A 20,220-nucleotide genomic window follows, 5' to 3' on the forward strand; every position below is an offset into this window, starting at 1 on the left:
GGTACTGCAGGGGGGACCCTGTGGGAGAGTAGGACGCCGCCGAACAATCTTTGGGAAAACCCCCGCATCGGGTCGATGCGGGGGTTTTCTGCGTTTACGGTGGCCCCATGACAGTTCTCGCCAGGAATGACTACACCGTTCGTCCGATACGTCCCGACGAATGGGAGCGGGTGAAGGAGCTGCGACTGGACGCCCTTCAGGACCCGGTCGCGCACCTGGCCTTTCTGGAGACCTACGAGAACGCCGCGGCCCAGCCGGACTCCTTCTGGCAGGAACGGGCCGTTCGCTCCGGTGTCGGCTCCACGACGGCCCGGCAGTTCATCGCCGAGGCACCGGACGGGACATGGGCCGGCTCGGTCACCCTGCTCATCGAGGAGGGCGGCAGCAAGGACTGGGCCGGGTTCCCGGTCGAACGACGGCAGGGACACATGGTCGGGGTGTTCCTGCGGCCCGAGCACCGGGGCAACGGGCTGATCGAGGCACTCTTCGAGGCCGGTGTGGCCTGGGCGTGGGAGCGGGAGGCCGAACGGGTGCGGTTGTTCGTCCACCGGGAGAACACGCGGGCCCAGGCGGCGTACCGGAAGCTGGGCTTCGAGCCGAGTGGCCGGGTCGTCGCGTTCTCCAAGAACGAGGCCGAGACCGAATTGGAGTTCGTGCTGGAGCCGCGGTCCTAGACGGGCAGCTCCTCGTGCGGCCAGCGGGAGCGGGCCTGTTCGCGGGAGCGGAGCAGAGCCAGCGTCGGCAGGCCCTGGTCCGCTCCGGAGGCCAGCAGGGCCGGCAGCTCCGGGAACGGGGCCACGGCCGCGATGTCGTCCAGGACCAGGGTGAGTGGTGGGTCGAGCCGACCGGAGGATGACCGTTCGGCCATGCGCCGGCCGCGCTCGACCACGCTGGAGACGAGGGCCGTCAGGAGCGGCATCGCGCCCGGATCGCTCCTGGGGTCCTCGATGGATTCACCGACCACATACAGCGTGCCCGCTTCGTGGACGAAGGAATCCAAGGCCAGGGCATCAGTTCGGTTCGGAGTGCACGCCTCGCGGACGTTGACCGTGGAGAGGGCCGCCAGGGCCCTCCCGGTCAGCTCCTGGGCGATGTCACGGCGTTCGGGATGCGCCGTGAGGGCGGCCTCCAGCTCGCCCGCGGCGCCGGGGGCGGCCTTCGGGTGGGTCCGGAGGGTGCGGACGGCCTCTTGGACCTGGGTGCCCTGCGACCAGCGGTGGACGTGGCGGACGGTGCGGCTCTCCAACGCGGCCGCGTGCAGATAGCTGCGCAGGAGGGTGGTCGCCGTGTCCGCCACCGCCTGGTCGATCCTGGCGGTGGGCCGGACGGGGGCGAGCAGGGCCGTCGCCCGGTGCAGGGCCGTCTGCCTGTCCTCGCAGCCCGCGGTGGGGGACCAGTGCAGGCGGGCCGGGGTGTCGCACAGGTGCGTCGGGTCGTAGAGGAGGACGGGGCCCAGTTTGGCCTGCGCGTCCTTCGTCTCCGACCAGAGGGCGGGGTTCGAGGTGACGACCAGCGTGGGGCCGGGGGCGTCCTGGACGGCCCGGGCCGCGGTGGCGTGGCGGCTCTCCCTGGGCGCGATGACGAGCCTTTCCCAGCCGTCCGCCGGGCCGCCGGCGGCGGCCGGGACCGGATCCGCGGCCCGCGGTACCGCTTCGCTGCGGGGCACCGGGATCTCGTGCAGCGGCGGCCCGGGGGCGGGGGCCGGTGCCGGCGCTGGTGTCGGTGCGGGTGCGGGTGCGGCGGGCGTCACCGGGGGGACCGTCTCGGCCGTACCCGCCACGTCGGTGGCCGCCCGCACCGCCTCCACGTTCCGGACCGTGCCCCGTCGCGCCTTCCCCGCCCGCCACCGTGCCACCGCGCCCAGCACGAACACGGTGAGGACGACGAGCATCATCAACTGGCCGATGAACAGGCCCCAGAACAGGCCCCAGCCGGACAGCTGGGCCGGTGGGGTGCCGGGCCAGGCGCCGGTGAGGTCGTGCGGCCGGCCGATGAGGTGGCGCATGGCCAGCGGGGTGCGGGTGAAGGTGACACCGGTGGGCCAGGCGCCCTGGGCGAGCAGGGCGGCCAGGCCCGTGGCCGTCCACACCAGCACGGTCATGCCGAGGAGGAACGCGAGCATGCCGATCAGCAGGCCGTCGGGAATGCCGCCCTGGCCCTCCCGACGGCTGTCACGGCGGTCGTCGCGGCGGTCGTCCGGTCTCACCCTGCGCTCCCCTGCTATGCCACCGTCGACTCGGAGTCGCCCAGGTGCTGCTCCACGAAGGCCGCGGCCCGCTGTTCGGCCTCCAGCTCGGCCGCGTGCAGGGCGTCGTCGGCCCTGAGGTCGCTGGAGGACTCGGTCATCGCGCGGTCGGTGAAGACCAGGGGCCGTTCCGTCTCCGTGATCAGGTGCTTGACCACCTGCACGTTGCCGTTGACGTCCCAGACCGCGATGCCGGGAGTGAGGGTTGGGATGATCTCCACCGCCCAGCGGGGCAGGCCGAGGACGCGGCCGGTGGCCCGTGCCTCGTCGGCCTTCTGGGCGTAGATCGTCCTGGTCGAGGCCATCTTCAGGATGGCCGCGGCCTCCTTCGCGGCGGCGCCGTCGACCACGTCGGACAGGTGGTGGACGACCGCCACGAAGGACAGGCCGAGCCGGCGCCCGAACTTCAGCAGCCGCTGGAACAGCTGGGCCACGAACGGGCTGTTGATGATGTGCCAGGCCTCCTCGACCAGGAAGATGCGCTTCTTCCGGTCGGGGCGGATCCAGGTGTGCTCCAGCCACACGCCCACGATCGCCATGAGGATCGGCATGGCGATGGAGTTGCGGTCGATGTGGGAGAGGTCGAAGACGATCAGGGGCGCGTCGAGATCGATGCCGACCGTCGTCGGGCCGTCGAACATGCCCCGGAGGTCACCGTCGACCAGGCGGTCCAGGACCAGGGCGACGTCCAGGCCCCAGGCCCGTACGTCGTCTATGGCGACGTTCATCGCCTCCGCCGACTCGGGCTCGGGGTGCCGTAGCTGCTCCACGATGTCGGAGAGGACCGGCTGGCGGTCGACGATGCTCTCGTTGACGTACGAGTGGGCGACCTTCAGGGCGAAGCCGGACCGTTCGTCCAGGCCGTGGCCCATCGCCACCTCGATGATGGTCCGGAGCAGGGCGAGCTGCCCGGTCGTGGTGATCGCCGGGTCCAGGGGGTTGAGCCGGATCCCGTGGTTCAGGGCGGCCGTCGGGTCGAGCCGGATCGGCGTTATCCCCAGCTCCTGGGCGATCAGGTTCCACTCGCCGACGCCGTCCTCGCCCTGCGCGTCCAGGACGACGACCTGGCGGTCCTTGAAGCGGAGCTGGCGCAGGACGTACGTCTTCTCCAGCGCCGACTTGCCGTTGCCGGACTCGCCGAGGACGAGCCAGTGCGGGGCCGGCAGCTGCTGGCCGTACAGCTGGAAGGGGTCGTAGATGTAGCCCTTCCCGGAGTAGACCTCGCGGCCGATGATGACGCCGGAGTCGCCCAGGCCGGGCGCGGCCGTGGGCAGGTAGACGGCCTGGGCCTGGCCCGTGGAGGTGCGCACCGGCAGCCGGGTCGTCTCCACCTTCCCGAAGAGGAAGGAGGTGAAGGCCTCGGTGAGGACGGACAGCGGATCCCGCATCGGCGACAGCCCCTACCTTCGGATGCCGGTGGCGAACGGAAGTGTGTTCACGAAGGCGCGGTGGTGCTCCCGGTCGCACCACTCCAGCTTGAGGTACGACTTGCCGGCGGAGGCCCTTATCGTCCGCTTGTCGCGGGCGAGGGCCTCCGGGGAACGTGAGGAGACGGTGATGTAGCCGACCAGGTTGACGCCGGCGGCGCCGCTGGCGAGGTCCTCGCCGCGCTGGTCGAGCCGGTTGTGCGCGGCGATGTCCCGGGGGTCGACGGTCCGGTTCATCTTGGCGGCGCGGGACGCCTCGGCCTCGTCGTTGGTCTTCTCGGTCAGCATGCGCTCGATGGCGACCTCGGTGGGTTCGAGGTCCATGGTGACGGCGACCGTGCGGATGACGTCCGGGGTGTGGACGAGGAGGGGTGCCAGGAAGTTCACCCCCACCGGCGTCATGGGCCACTCCTTCACCCAGGCGGTGGCGTGGCACCAGGGCGCGCGGGTGCTGGACTCGCGGGTCTTCGCCTGGAGGTAGGTGGGCTCCATGGCGTCCAGCTCGGCCGGCCAGGCGTTGCGCTGGGTCATCGCCTGGATGTGGTCGATGGGGTGGTCGGGGTCGTACATGGAGTGGATGAGGGAGGCCAGCCGTCCCTGACCGAGCGGCTGGCGTACCCGGATGTCGGCTTCCTGGAGGCGGGAGCAGATGTCGGTCAGCTCGCGTGCCATGACGACGGCGAGCCCGGCGTCCCGGTCGACCTTGCCGCCGCGGGCGCGGACGGCGCGGGCCATGGCGTGGGCCTCGGCGGCCAGTTCGCGGGTGTAGTGCATGCAGGCGACGAGGTAGGCGCGGTGCTGCTCGCTGCTGGTGGACACCATGGACTGCAGCTGGTCGTACGACTGCTGGAGCCAGTCCGGGGAGCGGGCGTCGCCGCGCAGGGTGACGTCCTTGGCGTGGGCGTCCGGGTCGGCGGGCAGCGTCCGGGCGAGCATCTGCAGCCGGGTGACGAAGCCGTCGCCGTTGGCGACGTGCTTGAGCAGGGTGCCGAAGCGGTCGACCAGGGCCTCCTGGTCCTCGGAGTCGCGCAGGCCGACGCCGGGGCCCTCGATCTCGATGGCGGCGGTGACCGTCTTGCGGTCGGCGTGCAGGAGTACGGCGATCTCGTCCGGCCCGAAGGGGGCGGCGAGCCAGGTGATGCGGCCGATGCCGGGCGGCGGGCCGACCTCGATCTCGCGTCCGTCGATCCGGGTGCCCGCCTCCATGGCGGCGGAGCGGTAGACGGCCCTGCCGCCCTTGACGGTCCGCTTGTACGAGCGGTTGATCTCGAACCACTTGTAGAAGGTGCGGCGCTTGTACGGCACGTAGACCGCGGCGAGTGCGAGCAGCGGGAAGCCGGTGAGCAGCACGATGCGCAGGGAGAGGACCGGGACCAGGAGGCCGCACATCATGCCGAGGAACGCGCCGGCGATGATCAGGGCGATCTCGCCGGATTCGCGGTTGCGGCCGACGATCGCGTTCGGCCGGGCGCGGCCGATGAGATACGTACGGCGGGGCGTGACCGGATGGGACAGGTGGGACTCGGTCGTCAACGCCCTTCACCTCCCGAGCGGTTGTTGCGGGTGTTGCTGGCGTGCGGGGTGTTGACCGGGCTGGCCGCGCGGGGCGCGGGCGTGGCGGAGGGGACTGCTCCGCCGGTGCTCCCGGTCGGGGTACGGCTGCTGTGCGCGGCGACGCCGCCGGTGGCGGGGTTGGCCGGGCGGGGGGTGCTGGAGCCGCCCTGGGCGGCGTTGCTGTCGGCGCGGGTGCTGTGGGTCTTGATGCCCTGGGCGACGAGGGTGGCGGGGGAGCTGATGACGGCGGCGGCCTTGCTCTCGGCGCCCTGCATGATGCGGTTGCTGCGGGAGCCGGCGATCTCGTCGCCGAAGCCGGGGACGAAGCGGTAGATCATCGCGCTGGCGAAGATGGCGAGCAGGATGATGGCGAGACCGGAGACGACGGCGCCGAAGGCGTCGGGGCCGTTGTCGCCGGAGAGCGCGCCGGCGAGTCCGAGGACGATGACGATGACCGGCTTGACGAGGATCACGGCGATCATGATTCCCGCCCAGCGGCGGACGTGTCCCCACAGGTTCTTGTCGACCAGGCCGGCGTAGACGACGGTGCCGAGGAGGGCGCCGACGTAGAGCAGCGCGGCGCGGATGACCAGCTCCAGCCAGAGGACGCCGGCGGCGAGGATGCTGACCAGGGAGACGACGATCAGCATGATCGGGCCGCCGCCGATGTCGTTGCCCTTCTTCAGGGCGCCGGAGAAGGTGCCGAAGAACGTGTCGGCCTGGTCGCCGGTGGCCTTCGCGAGGACGTCCGTGACGCCGTCCGCCGCCGAGACGACGGTGTACAGGATCAGGGGGGTGAAGGCGGAGGCGAGCACGGTCAGCCAGAGGAAGCCGACGGCCTCCGAGATGGCGGTGGTCAGCGGCACGCCTCGCACCGCGCGCTTGGCCACGGCGAGCAGCCACAGGAGGAGGGTGAGGATCGTGGAGGCGGCGAAGACGATGGCGTACTGCTTCAGGAAGGCCTGGTTGGTGAAGTCGACGTTGGCGGTCTCCTTCACGGCGTCACTGAGCTTCCCGATGGTCCACGAGGCGGCGTCCGCGCATCCCTTGGCGAGGGAGGCGAGGGGGTCGAGGGTTTCGGTGAGGGGGTTGGTGGGGGTGGTGCCGGAGGTGCCTGAGGAGCTGTTGTCTTTTTCGCAGAACTCCCGAGCAGCGCCGTGGATCAGGTCGCAGGCGTCGCCACTCTTCGTAGCCGTCGGCGTGGGTGACGACGGGGCGGTGGGATCGGCGAAGGCCCGCGTGGCCGTGAGAATCGCGGCTGTTTGGACGGCGGTGACCGCGCCGGTCAGCATGAGTACGCGGCGGTTAGCGGGCATAGGTGAACCCTCCGTACTCATCGATGGCCTTTGACATCTCTTCGGCACTGGAGGCCCTGTCGTCGCCGGGCACAGGAGCGGGGCCTTCCTTCTGGGAATGCGAGATGATCTTCCAGTCGTCGGCGGCCCACTCGAGCTTCATCGTGATCGTGAACCAGCTGTTGGTGACCGGGTTCGTGGAATGTTCGCCCGCGAGACCGAGTAGACCGCTGCACCACACCTCGACCGTGGCCGTGTTTCCGGTGGACTCGGTGAGCTTCGTGCCGATGGGGCTCGTACGTGAGACGAACGTGTTGCCCTTCGGCGCGGTGCCGTCGTCGTTCAGACCCAGGCTCTTGCTGAAAGCAGGGGTGTACGCCTTGTCGAACGCCGCCTCGGAACTGGCCACTCCGGACGGAGTCATGATGACCTGCAGGATCGAGTCACGGCTGGCCTTGTTGAACATCTCGGCCGACCCCAGCGCCACCGCATAGTTCGCCGCCGCGCTCTGTGCCCCCTGGTCCGTGTGGGGGAAACCGGTGGGGATGGTGCCGGGTTTCGTGTCCACCGGCTTGGTTCCGCTGGCCGCGGTCGTCGCGGCCTTGGGCCGGTCGTTCTTGGTGGCCGCGTCACCCCCTCCCGACCCACCCCCCCGATTGGCGAAGGCGATGGCGGCGATGAGGAGGACGACCACGCCCACCACCGTGACCAGGCTGCGGGAGGAGGAGCGGTGGGGGCGGCGGGGGGCGCCGCCGTAGGGGTCGGGGTCGGGGAGGCGGGTGCGGGTGTGGCCCGTCTCGGTGTAGCCCTGTTCGTCTCCGGGACTCATGCCGTGTGCGCTCCCTCACCCTCGTAGGCATACGACGGTAGCCGTGCTGGCTCCCGCACGGGCGCGGTGTGGTGACTCGACATCAGGGAAACGCAACCTCGGGTTGAGGGGGCCGGGGCTAGACCGCCATGCCGTACACGATGGTGAACAGTGTGCCGAGGGAGCCGATGATGAACACCCCGGTGAGACCGGCGATGATGAGGCCCTTGCCCTGTTCCGCGCTGAAGGTGTCCCGGAGGGCCGTGGCGCCGATGCGCTGCTTCGCCGCGCCCCACACCGCGATGCCGAGGCAGAGGAGGATGGCCACGGCCATGACCACCTCGATCATCACCTTGGCCTCGTTGCCCAGGCTGCCGAAGGGGCCCCAGTCCGGAGCGATTCCGCCGATGATGGTGTTGATGTCTCCCTTGTCGGCCGCAAAGAGCATGTAAGTCACCGCCCCTGGTGGGTAGTTCCGCGAGTGCCCCTGCGGTGTGCAGAGGTCAGGCCTCATTGTCGCCGACAACGTCGCCAACGTATGTCGACTTGACGTCATTGACTGGCGGGTTTCGTACGAATAGCGCGTATGGTGACTCTGTGTATCACGGCGGTTCACGCCGGGCAACGAGGTCGGAGCGGAACCTGGTGTGTGGTTCGCTCGTTGTGCCACTTCACTGCCTGGCGCGGTTTCTGACGGCCGGTCGGGTGAAGCGCCGCGTCGATGTTCTCACGCGGGGTGGTGCGTCCGGTCGGTCGCCGGCGGGGCTCAGCGGGGGCGCAGGCCGTGCAGGAGCAGGTGGACGTGGTCGTCCAGGCCGGCCAGGGCCTCCTGTGCGTCCAGTGCGCAGCCGGCGATGAGGGCGGCCAGGCCGTGCAGGGTCGCGGCGGCGACCAGGGTGATGCGCTCGGGGTCGCCGCGGACGATCTCGCCCCGGTCCTGGGCGTCCGCGACCAGCCGGGTGAAGGAGCCGAGGGAGCGGTCGACGGCCGCCGCGAGCTGGGCGGTCCGGTCGGGCTCGTGCTTGCGCGCGAACATCAGTTCCAGGAGTGCGGGGTTCTCGACGGCGAAGCCCAGGTAGGCGCGGGCGAGGGCCGTCATCCGCTGTTCCAGGGGGCGGTCCGGGGGCGCGTCGGCGGTGGCGAGGGCCTGGTTGAGGCGTTCGTACCCGTCCAGCGCGAGGGCGTCGAGCAGGGCCTGCTTGTCCTTGAAGTGCCGGCCCGGGGCCGCGTGGCTGACTCCGGTGTCCCGGGCCAGTTCGCGCAGCGAGAGCGCGCCGACCCCCTTCTCCCGCAGGGTGCGCTCGGCGCTCCTGAGCAGGGCGGCGCGCAGGTCTCCGTGGTGGTAGGGGCGGCTGGCGGGCGACGGGGGCATGCGCATCATCGTATCGCGATGTTGACGTTGTCATCTTTGTTGTCATTGACAGCATTGTTGTCGCTGCCTACTTTGGGGGCATGGCTGATACGACCGTGACGCGCGGCAAGCGCGGCAAGTGGAACGCGACCCACCTTCCCGACCTGACCGGCCGTACGGCCGTGGTCACCGGCGCCAACAGCGGCATCGGCTTCGCCGCGGCCCGGGCGCTGGCCGGAGCCGGGGCCCACGTGGTGTTCGCGGTACGGGACCTCGCCCGGGGCGGCGCCGCCGCGGCGCGGGTGAGCGGCAGCACCGAGGTGCGCCGGCTGGACCTGGCCGACCTCGACTCGGTGCGGGAGTTCGCCGCAGGCTGGGACCGCCCGCTGGACCTGCTGGTCAACAACGCGGGCGTGATGATGCTGCCGGAGCAGCGCACCAGGCAGGGCTTCGAGATGCAGTTCGGCACCAACCACCTGGGGCACTTCGCGCTGACCAACCTGCTGCTGCCCCAGGTGACCGACCGGGTGGTGACGGTGGCGTCCGGCGCGCACCGCTGGGGCGGCAAGGTGATCCACTTCGAGGACGTCAACCTGCGCGGGAACTACCACCCCACCCGCGCCTACGCCCAGTCCAAGCTGGCCAACCTCCTGTTCACGCTGGAACTCCAGCGGAGGCTGACCGAGGCCGGCTCCGCCGTGCGGGCCCTCGCGGCCCATCCCGGATGGGCGGCCACCAACCTCCAGAGCCACAGCGCGAACCCGGTCGTACGGACGGCCATGCGGATCGGCAACAGGTTCCTCGCCCAGGACGACACGGCAGGCGCCCTGCCCACCCTCTACGCGGCCACCCAGGACCTGCCCGGCGCGGCCTACGTCGGCCCCGACGGACCCGCCGAGATGCGGGGCGCCCCCACCCTGGTCGGCCGCAGCGCGGCGGCGAGCGATCCGGCGGCGGCGCGGCGGCTGTGGACGCTGTCCGAGGAGCTGACGGGCGTGGAGTGGCCGCTGAAGGCGACGGTACGGTGACGGCAGGGGCGTGATCCGGGCGGCCCACCACGGAGAGGCGGGGGATGACCGGTTTCGTGCCCGCGCCGTTCCGGCTGACCGGCCGTACCGCCCTGGTGACCGGCTCGGTGCGCGGGCTCGGGCTGGAGATGGCGCGCGGGCTGGCCGCGGCCGGGGCCCGCGTCGTACTGAACGGCCGTGACCCGGGCGCGCTGGCCGGGACGGCGGCCCGGTTGCGGGACGAGGGCGGGTACGAGGTCACCGCGGCCGCCTTCGACGTCACCGACCGGGACGCGGCCGAGCAGGCGCTGACGGCGCTGGACGGCGTCGACATCCTCGTCAACAACGTCGGCCACCGCGACCGGCTGAGCCTCGCCGAGCCGGCGCCGCACGAGCTGACGGCGCTGCTCGACACCCATCTGACCTCGGCGTACACCCTGAGCCAGCTGGTGGCGCGGGGGCTGGCCGAGCGCGCGGTGGCGGGCCGGATCATCAACGTCTCCTCGGTGGTCGGCCGCCTCGGCCGTACCGGGAACGTCGGCTACGCCACCGCCAAGGCGGGCCTCGACGGGCTGACCCGGGCGCTGGCGGCGGACCTGGGGCCGAGCGGTACGACCGTGAACTCGGTCGTGCCGGGCACCTTCGCGGCCGAGGCCGACGCGGAACTCGCCGCCGACCCGGAGTGGACGCGCTGGCTGCGCACCCGTACGGCGCTGGGCCGCTGGGGACGGCCCGAGGAGATCGCCGGCATCGTCGTCTTCCTGGCGAGCGACGCGGCGTCCTTCATCACCGGGCAGACGATCGCGGTCGACGGCGGGATGACGACGACGTTCTGACCGGACCTGGCTCTTCGGCCGGTTCACAGGAAAATCTCAGGGAAGTCGCAGCAGGTTTCTCACCTTCGCGGGAAAGAGTGACCCGTGATGAAGCGCACCTCACGCCTCTCGCTCACCTCGCGGCCCGCGCTGCTCGGCACCGTGGTGATGCTCACGCTGACCTCGGCCTCCGTGGCCGCCGCCGACGACGGGCGGGGGCCCCTCGGGGTCACCGCGGACGCCGCCGCGACCCGGCAGAGCGCGCGGGTGGGCGCGCTGTTCGGCGCGGACCGGGTGGACCGGCCGGCCGGAAGGCACTTCTGCACGGCCTCGGTGGTGCACAGCCCGCGCGGCGACCTGATCGTCACCGCGGCGCACTGCGTGGCCGGTGCCGACGACGACGGGCTGGTGTTCGTGCCGGGCTACCGGGACGGGCGGGCGCCCTACGGGGTGTGGAAGGTGACGAGGCGCTTCCTGCCGGAGGGGTGGGCCGAGGGGCAGGACGAGGACAGCGATGTCGCCTTCGCCGCCGTCGCCGAGCCGGGCGGCAGGCGGCTGGAGGACGTGGTCGGGGCCGGGCGGTTCGCGACCGGGACGGCCACCGGTGCCACCGCGGTCACCGTCACCGGCTACCCCGACTCCCGCGAGACCCCCATCACCTGCACCAACAGGCCGACCCCGCACAGCCGCACCCAACAGCGCATCGACTGTCCGGAGTTCACCGGCGGCACCAGCGGCAGCCCCTGGGTCAACGGCGACGGCCAGGTCGTCGGCGTCCTGGGCGGCCACGACCAGGGCGGCACCACGGCCGACACCTCCTACAGCGTGGTCCTGGGGGACGAGGCGGCGGAACTGTACCGGGACGCGACGACCGCCGGCCGCTGAGGGCGCGTCACCCGGGCGGCCGCGGCTGTGAAATGCCGCCACTTCGCGCGCAAAGAGCCTTGAAAGGCGCCCGCATGGGGGAAAGTTGAACCGTGCGGAAGGTATGGGTGATCGGTGGGGCGGCCGTCGCGCTCGGCATGGGGTTCGTCATGCTGCTCGTCGTCGGCGTGTATCTCGTGGCGGGGAACCTGCTGGGCGGGGTGACCGCCGGGAGCCGGGGGCTGGCGAAGGGGGCCGTGCCGGCCGCCTACAAGTCGCTGGTGCAGAAGTGGGGGAACCTGTGCCCGGCGCTCAGCCCCGCGCTGCTCGCCGCCCAGCTGTACCAGGAGAGCGGGTGGAACCCGACCGTCGTCAGCCCGGCCGACGCGCGCGGCATCGCGCAGTTCATCCCGAGCACGTGGGCGACGCACGGGATCGACGGCGACGGTGACGGCAAGCGGGACATCTGGGACCCGGACGACGCGATCCCGTCGGCGGCCTCCTACGACTGCGAACTCGCCAAGTACGTCAAGGACGTTCCGGGCAACGTGTCCGACAACATGCTCGCCGCCTACAACGCGGGCGCCTACCGGGTCATCCGGGCGGGCGGGGTGCCGGGCATCAGCGAGACGCAGAACTACGTCAAGCGGATCCGCAGCCTGGAGAAGAGCTTCGCCGCGCCGGTCACCCGGATCGACCCCACCCGGCAGGCCGCTGGTGCCATCGCCTTCGCGCAGAGCCGGCTCGGCACGCCCTATCTGTGGGGCGGCGACGGCACCGCCGAGCAGGGCGGGCGGTTCGACTGCTCGGGCCTGACCAAGGCCGCGTACGAGAAGGTCGGGATCACCCTGCCGCGGGTGGCCAACGACCAGTACAACGCCGGGCCGCACCCCTCGCGGGACCAGCTGCTCCCGGGCGACCTGGTGTTCTTCTCCGACGACCTCACCGACTCGCGGGCCATCCGGCACGTGGGCATCTACGTGGGCGGCGGCTACATGATCGACGCCCCGCGCACGGGTGCCGTGATCCGGTTCGACCCGATCGACACCCCCGACTACTTCGGCGCGACCCGGGTCACCGAAGATGGCGCAAAAGCGCTCCCCACGGCGGTGTGAACCGAGCGTGAACCCACCCCCTGAGCTGCGGCGATGAGTCTCTCTTCGATAACGTCTGCGTGATCATTCCGTGGAGAGTGGAACGTATAGACGGGGGCCGTGCGTTCCTGTTGACGTAGCCGAGCGGACGTCAGTGCGGGCAGGACGGCAGTACAGCGGAAGCGGATCTACGCAACACGGGGGCAGGAGCGGCGCACACGAGGTGCGTCCGGTAGACGACGAAGGGGCCGCAGCACCATGGCTGTACTCGCCGATTCCGGATCGAACCCCGACGTCGACCTGCTCTACGACATCAACGGCCTGGCCAAGGACGCACCGCACTGGTTCGACCGGGTCATGGAGTTCGTCGGCGAGTACGGCCTGCTGCTCGCCATGGTGCTGCTCGTCCTGTGGTGCTGGTGGTCCGTGCGGCGCCGGGGCGGGGAGGACGCGCCGTCCTCGATGGCCGCGCTGGTGTGGGCGCCGCTCGCGGCCGGCCTCGCCGTCCTCGTGAACGTCCCGATACGGGGTTTCGTGGAGCGCCCCCGCCCGTTCGTGGACCACCAGGGTCTGGACGTCCTGGTCTCCGGCAAGAGCGACTTCTCCTTCGTCAGCGACCACGCGACGATCACGATGGCGCTCGGCGTGGGGCTCTTCGTCGCCAACCGCCGCTTCGGCCTCGCCGGCATCGGCCTGGCCCTGCTGGAGGGCTTCTGCCGGGTCTACATGGGCGTGCACTACCCGACGGACGTCGTCGGCGGCTTCGCGCTCGGCACCGCGGTCGTCCTGCTGCTGTGCCCGCCGGCCACGGCCCTGCTCACCCCGCTGGTCCGGGCCGTGGAGCGCTCGCCGCGGCTGGGCCGGCTCGTGCGGCGCCGCCCGGCGGCGGGGAACGGCGGCGACAACACCCTGCTGCCCGGCGCCCGGAAGCCGGTGGAGACCGAGGAGCGGGACCTGGCGGCCTAGCCGCGGGCGAAACCCGGGGGCGCCGTGCGGCGGCGGAGCCGTACGCTCCCGCGCATGACCAAGTTCTACGCCACGGTGTGCCTGCCGCCCACCCCGCCCGAGCGGGTGCCGGACGCGACGGCCGTGGCCATGGCGCCGTACGACATGAACGGCACGGACGACTGGAACCCGGTCGGCGAGTGGGACGGGTGGGCCGTCCACGTGCCGTTCGACAGTCCCTTCCTCGTCCGGCCCGCCCACGACGGCGACCCCCGGCTCCTCACGCCCGCCAACGTCCCCCACTACCGGCCCGAGGAGTCGCTCGGCCCGCTGGAGTGCTTCGGCGGCCCCCGCGGGCTGCTCGACTTCGAGGCCATGCGGCGGCAGGCGGTCCAGGCGTACGACGCGCTGGGCGCCGCCTGGGACGAGCTCGTCGCGGCGCACCCGCCGGCCCGTCCGCTCGCCGCGTTCGTCGCCCGGCACGAGGCCGACCCGGAGGGGTGTCCGCTGGACCGGGCGAAGGAGGAGCACCTGCTCCAGCCGCTGGTGCAGGAGGTGGTGCAGCGGGCGCTCGCCGGCGATCCGCACTTCGGCAGGGGCTTCCTGACCACCGACCCCGTCGCCTACTTCGCCGGGGAGCACACCGCGGCCCGCGAGCGCGCACTGCGCACCGCCGTCCCCTCGTACGCCCTGCTCACGCTGGAGGGGCGGTGGCGGGACGGCGCCGACGAGGGCTACTGGGAGTGGGCCGACGACTATCTGGAACACCTCGATCCGGAGGCCGTCGTGGTCGGGGTGATCTGCCACTGCTGAGGCCGCCCACGCCGGGTCCGGCCCGCCGGGAGGCCTGGTCGGCTCCGGGGGGGCGTCCGTGGGGTGCGGTCGGTTGCAGGTCTGGTTCGGCGGGGAGGCCTGGTGTTTCGGGGTGGCCGGTGTGGGCCGGTGTGTTCCAGGGGCCCGGCTCGTCCGTGAGATTCGGTGCGCCGACGAGGCCCGGTCCGCCCCGGGGGTCGGCCCGTCCGTGGGACCTGGTCCGCCGGGGAGGTCTGGTCCGCTCCGGGGGCCCGTCCGTGGGGTGCGGTCGGTTGCAGGTCTGGTTCGGCGGGGTGGCCCGGTGCTTCGGGGTGGCCCGGTGCGTCCCGGGGGTTCGGCCGGTCCGTGGGTGCGGTCGGTTGCAGGTCTGGTTCGGCGGGGAGGCCCGGTGCTTCGGGGTGGCCCGGTGCGTCCCGGGGTGGCCGGGTATGAGGCCCGGGCCGCCGGGGAGGCCTGGTCCGCTCCAGACGGGCCGCCGGCCCGTGGGTCCGGCCCGTTGCAGACCGGGTCGGCGACGAGGCCGGTGCTTCGGGCGGCCGGTGTGTTCCAGGAACCCGGCTCGTGCATGAGATTCGGCGCGCCGACGAGGCCCGGTCCGCCCCGGGGGGCGGCCCGTCCGTGGGGCCTGGTCCGCCGGGAGGCCTGGTCCGCTCCGGGGGTTCGGCCCCTCCGTGGGATCCGGCCCGTTGCAGGCCTGGCCGCCGGGGAGGCCCGGGTCGGGAGTGAGGTCCGGTCAGGGCCTCGGCCGTTTGCGGGGCGTCCGCTACAGGCCCTGGGCGTACGAGAAGAAGCGCTGGGGGTCGTAGCTCTTCTTCACCTTCGCGAGCCGGGCCGCCGCGTCCCCGTAGTAGGCCTTCTTCCAGTCCTTCAGGGTCGGGTCGGTGTAGTTCTGGTAGGCGGCGCCGGAGGCGTACGGCTTCATCGCGGTGTGGGCCGAGGTCAGCCAGGACTGGGCCGTGGAGCCGGAGGACCCCGCGCCCCAGGAGGCTATGTACTGGGCCAGCATCCGTGAGCGGCGGTGGACGAAGGCTGTCGCGGTCGGGGAGACCCGGTTGACGGCGCCGCCGAGCGCGGTGAACGCGATGCTGCCCCCGCCGCCCCGCACCGAGGCGATCTGCTTCAGCACGGTCTGGATGCCGGCCGCCGACAGCGAGCGGTCGAAGAAGTCGGAGCGGGCCGCGTACGTCTCCCGGCCGAGCTTGCCCTGCGGGGAGCGGCCCGGGGTGGAGCCGGGCAGGTGGCACTGGGCGTCGGTGGAGAAGGAGGAGCAGCCGGCGTAGATCTCCATCGCCTCCTCGTAGCCCCGGCGGCGCAGGGTGACGGAAGCGGCGTTCGCGCCGGCGAGGTGGGCCAGGCGGTCCACGGCGTTCTGCAGCTCGCCGTAGGTGCCGAGGGAGAAGCAGGCCACGGAGATGGTCGGGGTGCGGCCCGGGGAGCAGGCCAGGTGCAGGGACGACCAGATCTCGTCGGGCTGGCTCGGGCCCCACTCCTGCCAGGCCTTCAGCACCTTGGCGGCCTTCGACCACGGCCAGGTCAGGTATGCGGTGATGGCCTGCGGTGCCGCGTGGGTCGTGAAGTGCAGCTCGGTGACGACGCCGAAGTTCCCGTTGCCGGCGCCGCGCAGCGCCCAGAAGAGGTCGGAGTGGTGGGTGGCGTCGGCGGTGACCTGGGTGCCGTCCGCGGTGATCAGGATGGCCTGGGTGAGGCTGTCGCAGGTGAGGCCGTAGGCGCGGGAGGCGACGCCGTGGCCGCCGCCGAGCACCAGACCGGAGACGCCGACGGTGGGGCAGGAGCCGGCGGGGATGGTCACGCCCTTCGCGGCGAGCGCGCGGTAGACGTCGATCAGCTTCGCGCCGGCGCCCACGACGGCCTGGCCGCCGCTCGCCCGGACCCGGTTCAGCTTCGACACGTCGAGGATCAGCCGGTTGTCGCCGGAGGAGTAGCCGGCGTACGAGTGGCCGCCGTTGCGTATGGAGACCTTGATCCGGTGCGCCTGGGCGTACGCCAGCGTCGTACGGATGTCGTCGGCGTGCGCCGCGTAGGCCACCGCGGCCGGTTTCAGACCGTCGAAGCGGGTGTTGTACAGCTGGTGGGCGGTCTTCCAGGAGGCGTCACCGGGCCGCACCAGGGTGCCGTCCAGGTCCCGGGCCAGGGCCGCCCAGTTCGCGGCGGCGCTCGCGCTGGTGGTCCTCAGGGCCGTGAGCGAGGAGGAGCGCGCCGGCGTGCCGCTGTGCGCCGACGCGTGGGCGGACGTGCCTCCGCCCGCACCACACGCGGTCAGTGCGGTCGTCGCCAGGGCGGCCGCGCCACCCGAGATGAACGTACGCCGTTCCATGTCCGTCGCCTTTCCTCGGCTCTCCTGGAACGAGACGACGTGCCGGGGCACAGGGTTCCCCCGGACGGGTGAAGAACATCGGGGACAGGCCAGGGCGATGCCGGTCGTCGGAACCTCCATGTGCTCTCCCCGTAAGCATTCCGTGACCTCACCGCACTGACGGCAGGGGTTCACTCCCCGTTCACTTCCGGCCATCGGCGGCTTCACCTGTTCTGCCTAATTTCGGCCGTACCGGGTGCCGAGTGCGGCCAGGAACGGCGCACACGGACCTCTATGACCTCGCGCGCCGCCGACAGCGGCGGCTCCTGGAAGGAACCTCCGAAAGTGAAGCTTCAGCGCAAGAACCGGCTGCGCGCCCTCTCCCTCGGTGCTGTCGCCGTATCCGGTGCCCTGGCCCTGACGGCGTGCGGCTCCGACGACAACGGCGGCAAGGACTCGGGCAACCCGTCGACGTCCGCCAACGCCGGCTCGATCAAGTGCGACGACGCCAAGGGACAGCTGCTCGCAGACGGCTCCTCCGCGCAGAAGAACGCGATCGACGCCTGGGTCAAGGCGTTCTCCCAGGCCTGCGGCGTGCAGATCAACTACAAGGGCGGCGGCTCGGGCGCCGGTGTCACCGCGTTCACGCAGGGCCAGGTCGCCTTCGCCGGTTCCGACTCCGCGCTGAAGCCCGAAGAGGTCACCGCCTCCAAGAGCGTCTGCAAGGGCGGCCAGGGCATCGACCTGCCGATGGTCGGCGGCCCGATCGCCGTCGGCTACAACGTCCCGGGTGTGGACAACCTGGTCCTGGACGCCCCGACGCTCGCCAAGATCTTCGACAGCAAGATCACGAAGTGGAACGACCCGGCGATCGCCGCGCTGAACAAGGGCGCCAAGCTGCCCGACCTGAAGATCCAGGCGTTCCACCGCTCGGACGAGTCCGGCACCACGGACAACTTCACCAAGTACCTGATCGCCACCACCCCGGACAACTGGAAGTACTCCGGCGGCAAGGCCTGGCAGGCCAAGGGCGGCCAGTCCGCCCCGCAGTCCGCGGGTGTGGCCCAGCAGGTCAAGCAGACCTCCGGCGCCATCGGCTACTTCGAGCTGTCCTACGTCAAGGACGGCATCAAGGCCGTCTCCATCGACACCGGTGCCAGCAAGCCGGTCGCGCCCAGCTCCGAGAGCGCCACCGCCGACATCGCCGCCGCGAAGGTCGTCGGCACCGGCAAGGACCTGTCCCTCCAGCTGGACTACAAGACCAAGGCCGAGGGCGCCTACCCGATCACCCTGGTCACCTACGAGATCGTCTGCGACAAGGGCAACAAGTCCGACACCCTGCCCGCCACCAAGGCCTTCCTGCGCTACATCGCCGGCGAGGACGGCCAGAAGATCCTCCCGGGCATCGGCTACGCGCCGGTCCCCGCCGAGATCATCGCCAAGGTCCGCACCACCGTCGAGGGCCTGAGCTGACCTGATCCGAGAGTGCGGTCCGGTACCCGACAGGGCCGGGCCGCACCGTCCGGTGCACCGCCGCCATGAGCCGGATCCCCGACCGGGGGCACGGCTTTGCAGACCGGAGAACCCGATGGACATATCGACGACAACCGACGTACCTCCCTCCGCCACCCCCTCCCAGGCCGCCGAGCAGAAGCGCGCGGCCCGTGGCGCCACCCGCCCCGGCGACCGCATCTTCCTGGGGCTGTCCCGTGGCTCCGGCATCCTGCTGCTGGCGATCATGGCCGCGATCGCGGTCTTCCTCACCTACCGTGCCGCCCTCGCGATCGGCAAGGACCACGCGAACTTCCTGACCACCTTCGAGTGGAACACCAACGTCCTCGAACCGAAGTTCGGCATCGCGGTCCTGGTCTTCGGCACGATCGTGTCCTCGGTCATCGCCATGGCCGTCGCGGTCCCGATCGCGGTCGCCATCGCGCTGTTCATCACGCACTACGCGCCGCGCCGCATGTCCGGCCCGGTCGCCTACGTGATCGACCTGCTCGCCGCCGTACCGTCCATCGTCTACGGCCTGTGGGGCGCGCTCGTCCTCGTGCCGCACATGAACGGCCTGTTCGGCTGGCTCGACGACTTCTTCGGCTGGACCGGCGTCCTCTCCTGGGACGAGGGCGCGCCCCGCTCGATGCTCACCGTGGGCATCCTGCTCGCGATCATGATCCTGCCGATCATCACCAACGTGAGCCGCGAGGTCTTCCGCCAGGTGCCGCGGATGCACGAGGAGGCGGCCCTGGCCCTCGGCGCCACGCGCTGGGAGGTCGTCCGCATGTCCGTGCTGCCCTTCGGCCGCTCCGGCGTCATCTCCGCGTCCATGCTCGGCCTCGGCCGCGCGCTCGGCGAGACGATGGCCGTCGCCACGGTCCTCTCCCCGTCCTTCGACATCCAGGCCAGCCTGCTCAACCCGGGCGGCGGCACCTTCGCCCAGAACATCGCCAGCAAGTTCAGCGAGGCGAACGAGTTCGGCCGGGACGCGCTCATCGCCTCCGGCCTGGTCCTGTTCGTCATCACCCTGCTGGTCAACGGCGCGGCCCGGCTGATCATCGCCCGTCGCGCGGAGTACTCGGGGGCCAACGCATGAGCAACGCCGTCGTCACCGACAAGCGCCCCAGCACGCTGCGGGCCGCCAGCCTGCCCACGTGGACACCGTGGGCGATCGCCGCGGGCTCCCTCGCCCTGGGCATCGGCATCAGCGCGGCCGCCGGCCTGGGCAGCAGCATCCAGTGGGCCCTGATCGCCGCCGTCCTGTTCGTCCTCGGCACCTACGGCGTCGCCGCCCGCGTCGAGGGCCGCCGCCAGGCCAGGGACCGCGTCGCCACCAGCCTCGTCTGGGTCGCCTTCCTGCTCGCCGTGATCCCGCTGGTCTCCCTGATCTGGGTGACCGTCGCGCGCGGCGTGAAGGTCCTCGACGTCTACTTCCTGACCCACTCGATGGGCGTCGTCGCCGACACCGAGCCCGGCGGCGGCATCTACCACGCCATCATCGGCAGCCTCGAGCAGGTCGGCCTCGCCACCCTCATCGGCGCCCCGATCGGTGTGCTCACCGCGATCTACCTGGTCGAGTACGGCCGCGGCCGGCTCGCCAAGGCGGTGACGTTCTTCGTCGACGTCATGACGGGCATCCCGTCGATCGTCGCCGGCCTGTTCATCCTGTCGCTGATGCTCATCTTCGAGATGCAGCCCTTCGGCTTCGCCGGTTCGCTCGCCCTGGCCATCCTGATGATGCCGGTCGTCGTCCGGTCCACCGAGGAGATGCTCAAGCTCGTCCCGAACGAGCTGCGCGAGGCGTCGCTGGCGCTCGGCGTGCCGAAGTGGCGCACCATCCTGAAGGTGGTCCTGCCGACCTCCATCGGCGGCATCACCACCGGCATCATGCTCGCCGTCGCCCGTATCGCGGGCGAGACCGCGCCGGTGCTGCTGCTGGTGTTCGGCAACCCGTTCATCAACAACAACCCCTTCGAGGGCGCGCAGGCGTCGCTGCCGCTGTACATCTACCAGCAGTTCGCCAACAGCGCGGGCTCCGGTGCGGCGTACGACCGCGCGTGGGCGGCGTCCCTCACGCTGATCGCCTTCGTGATGATCCTCAACCTGGTGGCCCGCGGGATCGCCCGCTGGAAGGCCCCCAAGACCGGTCGCTGAGGCGACTACCCACGGCTCCGCCGGGCGGGGCCACACA

The 20,220-nt window shown here is 71.5% G+C and carries 18 protein-coding genes; 10 read left to right on the forward strand and 8 right to left on the reverse strand.

Annotated features, from left to right (window positions below; translation table 11 throughout):
* Positions 1 to 107: 107 nt before the first annotated feature.
* Positions 108 to 674, forward strand: a complete 567-nt coding sequence (locus ACZ4VF_RS32975; protein WP_467930610.1) for a GNAT family N-acetyltransferase — start codon at positions 108 to 110, stop codon at positions 672 to 674.
* Here ACZ4VF_RS32975 and ACZ4VF_RS32980 read toward each other — a convergent pair.
* The 7 genes from ACZ4VF_RS32980 to ACZ4VF_RS33010 all read right to left on the reverse strand — a co-directional run bounded on the left by ACZ4VF_RS32980 (position 671) and on the right by ACZ4VF_RS33010 (position 8,701).
* The gene (locus ACZ4VF_RS32980) at positions 671 to 2,206 is read right to left on the reverse strand and encodes a type IV secretory system conjugative DNA transfer family protein (RefSeq protein ID WP_467930612.1); all 1,536 of its coding nucleotides are present in this window, start codon (positions 2,204 to 2,206) and stop codon (positions 671 to 673) included. The genes ACZ4VF_RS32975 and ACZ4VF_RS32980 overlap by 4 nt on opposite strands.
* Positions 2,207 to 2,220: 14 nt before the next feature.
* Positions 2,221 to 3,633, reverse strand: a complete 1,413-nt coding sequence (locus ACZ4VF_RS32985; protein WP_467930614.1) for an ATP-binding protein — start codon at positions 3,631 to 3,633, stop codon at positions 2,221 to 2,223.
* Positions 3,634 to 3,645: 12 nt separating this feature from the next.
* Complete coding sequence (locus ACZ4VF_RS32990) at positions 3,646 to 5,205, reverse strand: SCO6880 family protein (RefSeq protein WP_467930615.1); 1,560 nt, start codon at positions 5,203 to 5,205, stop codon at positions 3,646 to 3,648.
* Positions 5,202 to 6,542 (reverse strand): hypothetical protein, encoded by a 1,341-nt coding sequence (locus tag ACZ4VF_RS32995; RefSeq protein WP_467930616.1) that lies wholly within the window; start codon positions 6,540 to 6,542, stop codon positions 5,202 to 5,204. Before ACZ4VF_RS32995 ends, ACZ4VF_RS32990 begins: the two co-directional genes overlap by 4 nt.
* Positions 6,532 to 7,350 (reverse strand): DUF8175 domain-containg protein, encoded by an 819-nt coding sequence (locus ACZ4VF_RS33000; RefSeq protein ID WP_467930618.1) that lies wholly within the window; start codon positions 7,348 to 7,350, stop codon positions 6,532 to 6,534. Before ACZ4VF_RS33000 ends, ACZ4VF_RS32995 begins: the two co-directional genes overlap by 11 nt.
* Before the next feature lie 118 nt (positions 7,351 to 7,468).
* Positions 7,469 to 7,777 (reverse strand): hypothetical protein, encoded by a 309-nt coding sequence (locus tag ACZ4VF_RS33005; protein WP_014673544.1) that lies wholly within the window; start codon positions 7,775 to 7,777, stop codon positions 7,469 to 7,471.
* Between the two features lie 318 nt (positions 7,778 to 8,095).
* Entirely contained in the window at positions 8,096 to 8,701 is a 606-nt protein-coding gene (locus ACZ4VF_RS33010; RefSeq protein WP_467930619.1) for a TetR/AcrR family transcriptional regulator, read from the reverse strand.
* 80 nt (positions 8,702 to 8,781) lie between these two features.
* Between ACZ4VF_RS33010 and ACZ4VF_RS33015 the strand changes: the two genes are divergently transcribed.
* The 6 genes from ACZ4VF_RS33015 (at position 8,782) to ACZ4VF_RS33040 (ending at position 14,218) form a co-directional block, all read left to right on the forward strand.
* Positions 8,782 to 9,708, forward strand: coding sequence for an oxidoreductase (locus tag ACZ4VF_RS33015; RefSeq protein ID WP_467930620.1), 927 nt, complete (start codon positions 8,782 to 8,784; stop codon positions 9,706 to 9,708).
* A gap of 44 nt (positions 9,709 to 9,752) precedes the next feature.
* A complete protein-coding gene (locus tag ACZ4VF_RS33020; RefSeq protein WP_467930621.1) occupies positions 9,753 to 10,523 on the forward strand; it encodes an SDR family oxidoreductase in 771 nt (256 codons plus the stop codon).
* An 87-nt stretch (positions 10,524 to 10,610) separates the two neighbouring features.
* The gene (locus ACZ4VF_RS33025; protein WP_467930623.1) at positions 10,611 to 11,387 is read left to right on the forward strand and encodes a trypsin-like serine peptidase; all 777 of its coding nucleotides are present in this window, start codon (positions 10,611 to 10,613) and stop codon (positions 11,385 to 11,387) included.
* A 92-nt stretch (positions 11,388 to 11,479) separates the two neighbouring features.
* Complete coding sequence (locus ACZ4VF_RS33030; protein WP_467930624.1) at positions 11,480 to 12,481, forward strand: C40 family peptidase; 1,002 nt, start codon at positions 11,480 to 11,482, stop codon at positions 12,479 to 12,481.
* A gap of 237 nt (positions 12,482 to 12,718) precedes the next feature.
* Positions 12,719 to 13,426 (forward strand): phosphatase PAP2 family protein, encoded by a 708-nt coding sequence (locus tag ACZ4VF_RS33035; RefSeq protein ID WP_467930625.1) that lies wholly within the window; start codon positions 12,719 to 12,721, stop codon positions 13,424 to 13,426.
* A 54-nt stretch (positions 13,427 to 13,480) separates the two neighbouring features.
* A complete protein-coding gene (locus ACZ4VF_RS33040) occupies positions 13,481 to 14,218 on the forward strand; it encodes a hypothetical protein (RefSeq protein ID WP_467930626.1) in 738 nt (245 codons plus the stop codon).
* A gap of 763 nt (positions 14,219 to 14,981) precedes the next feature.
* On the opposite strand, the gene ACZ4VF_RS33045 is transcribed toward ACZ4VF_RS33040, so the two are convergent.
* Positions 14,982 to 16,553 carry an FAD-binding oxidoreductase gene (locus tag ACZ4VF_RS33045; protein WP_467930628.1) on the reverse strand — a complete coding sequence of 524 codons (1,572 nt, stop codon included), beginning with the start codon at positions 16,551 to 16,553 and terminating at the stop codon, positions 14,982 to 14,984.
* Between the two features lie 324 nt (positions 16,554 to 16,877).
* Here ACZ4VF_RS33045 and pstS point away from each other — a divergent pair, with 324 nt between their 5' ends.
* The 3 genes from pstS to pstA all read left to right on the forward strand — a co-directional run bounded on the left by pstS (position 16,878) and on the right by pstA (position 20,183).
* Positions 16,878 to 18,005 (forward strand): phosphate ABC transporter substrate-binding protein PstS, encoded by a 1,128-nt coding sequence (gene pstS, locus ACZ4VF_RS33050; protein WP_467930629.1) that lies wholly within the window; start codon positions 16,878 to 16,880, stop codon positions 18,003 to 18,005.
* 115 nt (positions 18,006 to 18,120) lie between these two features.
* Entirely contained in the window at positions 18,121 to 19,125 is a 1,005-nt protein-coding gene (gene pstC, locus ACZ4VF_RS33055) for a phosphate ABC transporter permease subunit PstC (protein ID WP_467930630.1), read from the forward strand.
* A complete protein-coding gene (pstA, locus tag ACZ4VF_RS33060) occupies positions 19,122 to 20,183 on the forward strand; it encodes a phosphate ABC transporter permease PstA (protein ID WP_467930631.1) in 1,062 nt (353 codons plus the stop codon). Before pstC ends, pstA begins: the two co-directional genes overlap by 4 nt.
* Positions 20,184 to 20,220: the final 37 nt, after the last annotated feature.

Source organism: Streptomyces sp. NPDC029151 (assembly GCF_055564315.1).